The organism is Protofrankia sp. CiP3 (genome assembly GCF_917627345.1).
Taxonomy (GTDB): domain Bacteria; phylum Actinomycetota; class Actinomycetes; order Frankiales; family Frankiaceae; genus Protofrankia.
Genome location: NZ_CAKJTM010000077.1, coordinates 17,539 through 21,500 on the forward strand (window position 1 = coordinate 17,539; position 3,962 = coordinate 21,500).

The following is a 3,962-nucleotide window of genomic DNA, read 5'->3' on the forward strand; positions in this document are numbered from 1 at the left end:
ATGAGCCGCTCACTGATCGAACGCCCTATCCTCGGGCGCTCTCAAAAAGGCCACCGCGTGGACGGGCGCTGTCCCTGGGCTCGCCCCTTCGCCTACGAGTTGTCGATCGGAGCGGAGCGCAACGCCGGTTCCTGCTGCTGGCCGGTCTGCCCACGCGCGGCCAGCTCGTCGCTCAGCAGCCCGAGGATGCGCACGAGGTCGGCCTGATCTTGCGCGGACAGTACATCGAACAGCGTCGAAGCGCGTTCGACGTGTTCGCGACCGACCCTGTCCACGACGCGTTCACCCTTGCTTGTCAGGGTGATGAGCGTCGCCCGGCGATCCCGCGGATGGCGGGCGCGGCGGACCAGGCCTTCGTGCTCAAGGGTGTCGACAAGCCCGGTGATGGCCCGAGCCGTCGTTCCGAGATCATCAACAAGATCACGCATGATGGGCGGATGCGGATGGTGTCGCAAAGCCGACAGCAACCGCACACCAGCCGGACTCACGCCATCGAGACCGACAGTGGCCTGAAGATAGCGCACCCAGGCTGGTCCAAAACGAACAAAAGCATAAAAAACACGCTCACACAGCGGGCGTTCCGTTTCGTTACTGTGAGCCATGTATCGGTTACCCATAAGACAAACCGTTACTGGTTTCACAATCACCGGTGGTACTGTTACCTGCGTCAACATGCGTGAGCACAGATCACCTTAACTAGTGGGGAGACCCCGATGTCGGCGCTCGCACGCTGGTGCCTCCGGCACCGTCGTCTTGTGATTCTTTTCTGGGTCGTTGCCTTCGCGGTCGGCGGCGCGACAGCCGGCATCACCACCAAACGGCTGACCTTCGACTTCTCCCTACCCGGCCAGCCCGGCTTCGAGACCTCCCAGAAGATACTCGCGACCTACCACACCGAGGGCCAGGGAGCGCCGGACATCCTGGTGCTGGCCGCGCAGCCCGGCGACAAGGTCGACGACCAACAGGCGGCGGACGTCTTCGCCGCGGTCGAACACGACGTGCCCGGCGTGCGGGTTGTCGGGAAGGCCGCGACCGGCGACAACGTCTTCACCACCGTCGACGGGCGAGCCCAGTTCGCCTACGTCTTCTACCCACCGCAGACCAGCTTCGCGTCCGCGACCCTGGACAAGCTGAAGACGTCAATCGCCGCACACACGCCGGCATCGCTGACCGGGACCGTCACCGGCATAGAGGAACTCCAGACCAACGGCGGCTCCAGCGGTGGGCCGGGGGTACTGGTCGAGACCCTGCTCGCCGGTGTCGGCGCCCTGGCGATCCTCGCGTTCGTCTTCGCCTCCATGCTCGCGCTGGTGCCGCTGCTCGTCGCGGCGGTGTCGATCACGTCGACCTTCCTGATCCTGCTGGGGCTGACCGTCTTCGCGGACGTGTCGTTCCTGGTTCAGTTCCTCGTCTCCCTGATCGGCCTCGGCGTCGCCATCGACTACTCGCTGCTGATCGTCACCCGGTGGCGCGAGGAACGTGCCCACGGCCGGGAGAACCACGACGCGATCGTGGCCTCGATGGAGTCGGCGGGCCACGCCGTGCTGTTCAGCGGTCTCACCGTCGCGATCGGCCTGGTCGCACTGGTCGTCATCCCGGTGCCCTTCCTGCGCTCCATCGGCTACGGCGGGATGCTCATCCCGGTGGTCAGCGTGGCGGTCACCACCACCCTGCTGCCCGCTCTGCTCGGCGGCATCGGCCCGCGGGTCGACTGGCCGCGGATCCGGCACGAGAACACCGCGAGCCGGTTCTGGACCAGGTGGGCATCGCTGGTCGTGCGCCGCCGCTGGATCGCCGCCGGCGTCGGACTCGCCATCCTCACCGCCCTGATCATTCCATTCTTCGGGGTCCAGATCGGCACGGCGCAGTCCTCGTCGCTGACGAAGACCGGGCCCGCCTACGAGGCGCTGAAAGTCCTTGAGGACGGCGGTGCGCCGACAGGCATCCTCACCCCGGCCGAGATTCTGGTCGACACGTCGGCGTCCGCCGACGTGGTGCAGCGCGTGCGCGCGGTGGACGGCGTGGCCACCGCGACGGCCCCGACCGGCCCGGCGTCGAACCGGGCCGGCACGTCGATCGTCCTCGCTGTGCCGACCAACGAGACCACGGGCGGCAGCAGCACCGACCCTATCCGGCGGATGCGGTCCGCCCTGGACAACGTGCCCGGGTTCATCGGTCTGACCGGGATAGGCGCCCTGCAGCTGGACTACATCCATGCTGTCTACGGGGCGTTCCCGCTGGCGCTCGGCCTGATAGTCCTGATCACCTACATCTTGCTGGTACGTGCTTTCCGTTCGCTCCTGCTGCCGCTCAAGGCGGTGTTGTTCAACCTCATATCGCTGGGGGCGACGGGCGGCGCCGTGGTGCTCTTCTGGCAGCACGGGTACGGCTCGGAGGCGATCTACGGCATCAAGGCCACCGGCTCCGTCACCTTCTGGCTGCCTCTGATGATCTTCGCATTCCTGTTCGGCCTGTCCATGGACTACGAGGTGTTCATCCTCGCCCGCATCCGGGAGGAGTACGACGCCAGTGGTGACACCAACGCCGCCGTCATCGAAGGAGTCGGCCGTACCGGGCGGCTTGTCACGTCGGCCGCGCTGATCCTGTTCCTGTCGTTCCTGTCGCTGTCAAGCGGACCGCAGACCGACATCAAACTGTTCGCGACGGCGCTCGGCTTCGGCATCCTGCTGGACGCCACCGTTGTCCGGATGCTGCTGGTGCCGGCGCTGGTGTCGCTGTTCGGCGCGTGGAACTGGTACCTGCCGGACTGGACAGCGAAGCTGCTGCGGGTGCGGGAGTCCCACGCCCACAGCAGCTCGAGCATTCCGCCGCCGCGAGCCCACAGCCAGGCCGAGTTCCCGATAAACCGATAAACCGTGTGTCCCGGGTTGGGTTGACCGTGGTGGGCGGCCCAGCCCGGGATCTTGTTCTGGTAGGTCAGCACACTGGCTTCGTCAGCACGACGCGCTGGCCCGCTCCAGTGCCCGCAGCGCGGACGCGGCAAGGAACCGGACACCCGTCCCGATCGCGGCCTCGTCCACGTCGAAGGTGCCCTGATGCAGGTCGTAGGTGTGCCCGCCGGGGGAACGGGTACCAAGACGAGCAAGCGCGCCGGGGACATGGTCGAGGTACCAGGCGAAGTCCTCACCACCGAGGGACTGCATGATGGGTATCTCCGCGCCTGGCGCAAGCACGCGCTGTAGCGCTGTCCGGAACACCTCGATGATTTCGGCGCTGTTCACCACCGGGGGCACCCCGCGCCGGTAATCGAGGGCGAGGCTCGCCCCGTAAGGGGCGACGATCTGTTCGGCGAGCCGGCGCACGAGCGCGGGCACGTCCTCCCAGGTGTCCCGGGACAGCGTACGAACCGTCCCGCCGATACTGCCCGCCCGCGGGATCGCGTTGGCCACGGTGCCAGCCTCGATGTGCCCCCACACCAGCGACAGTGAAGAGCGTGGATCCACCAGGCGGGACAACGCCGCAGGTAGTTCCACCGCCAGCCTGGACAACGCGTAGATCAGGTCAACCGTGTTCTGCGGACGTGACGTGTGACCGCCAGGGCCGCTGAGGGTGATCCGGACCGAGTCGGCGGCCGAGGTGACAGGGCCGACGCGCAGGCCGATGCTCCCGACGTCCAGGGACGGGTCGCAGTGCACCGTCATGGCGGCGGACACCGGCTTGAGCACACCGGCGTCGATCACGTCCAGCGCACCGCCCGGCATGGTCTCCTCGGCCGGCTGGAACACGAGCCGGACCGTTCCCGTGAGCGGGCTGACCCGGGCGAACTCGGCGAGCGCCAGCCCCGCCCCCAGCACGACAGCCGTGTGGACGTCGTGGCCGCAGGCATGGCAGACACCGGGAACGGTCGAACGGTAGGGCACCTCTTTCACGTCCAGCAGCGGTAGCGCATCGATGTCGGCACGCACCATGACCATGGGTACGTCCGGCCGGTCAGGGCCGGC

The 3,962-nt window shown here is 67.3% G+C and carries 3 protein-coding genes; 1 reads left to right on the forward strand and 2 read right to left on the reverse strand.

The features are described 5' to 3' along the window. Nucleotides 1–92 precede the first annotated feature (92 nt). Nucleotides 93–524 (reverse strand): MarR family winged helix-turn-helix transcriptional regulator, encoded by a 432-nt coding sequence (locus MJ797_RS20215; RefSeq protein WP_239338380.1) that lies wholly within the window; start codon nucleotides 522–524, stop codon nucleotides 93–95. A gap of 189 nt (nucleotides 525–713) precedes the next feature. Between MJ797_RS20215 and MJ797_RS20220 the strand changes: the two genes are divergently transcribed. Further along, the gene (locus MJ797_RS20220; RefSeq protein WP_239338383.1) at nucleotides 714–2,873 is read left to right on the forward strand and encodes an MMPL family transporter; all 2,160 of its coding nucleotides are present in this window, start codon (nucleotides 714–716) and stop codon (nucleotides 2,871–2,873) included. Nucleotides 2,874–2,954: 81 nt separating this feature from the next. Here MJ797_RS20220 and MJ797_RS20225 read toward each other — a convergent pair. Next, on the reverse strand, nucleotides 2,955–3,962 hold a 1,008-nt coding region (locus MJ797_RS20225; RefSeq protein ID WP_239338386.1), incomplete at its 5' end, for an amidohydrolase.

Bases quoted from the DNA above. Each gene is read 5' to 3' on its own strand.
- MJ797_RS20220 (WP_239338383.1), top strand. From the start codon at position 714: ATGTCGGCGCTCGCACGCTGGTGCCTCCGGCACCGTCGTCTTGTGATT.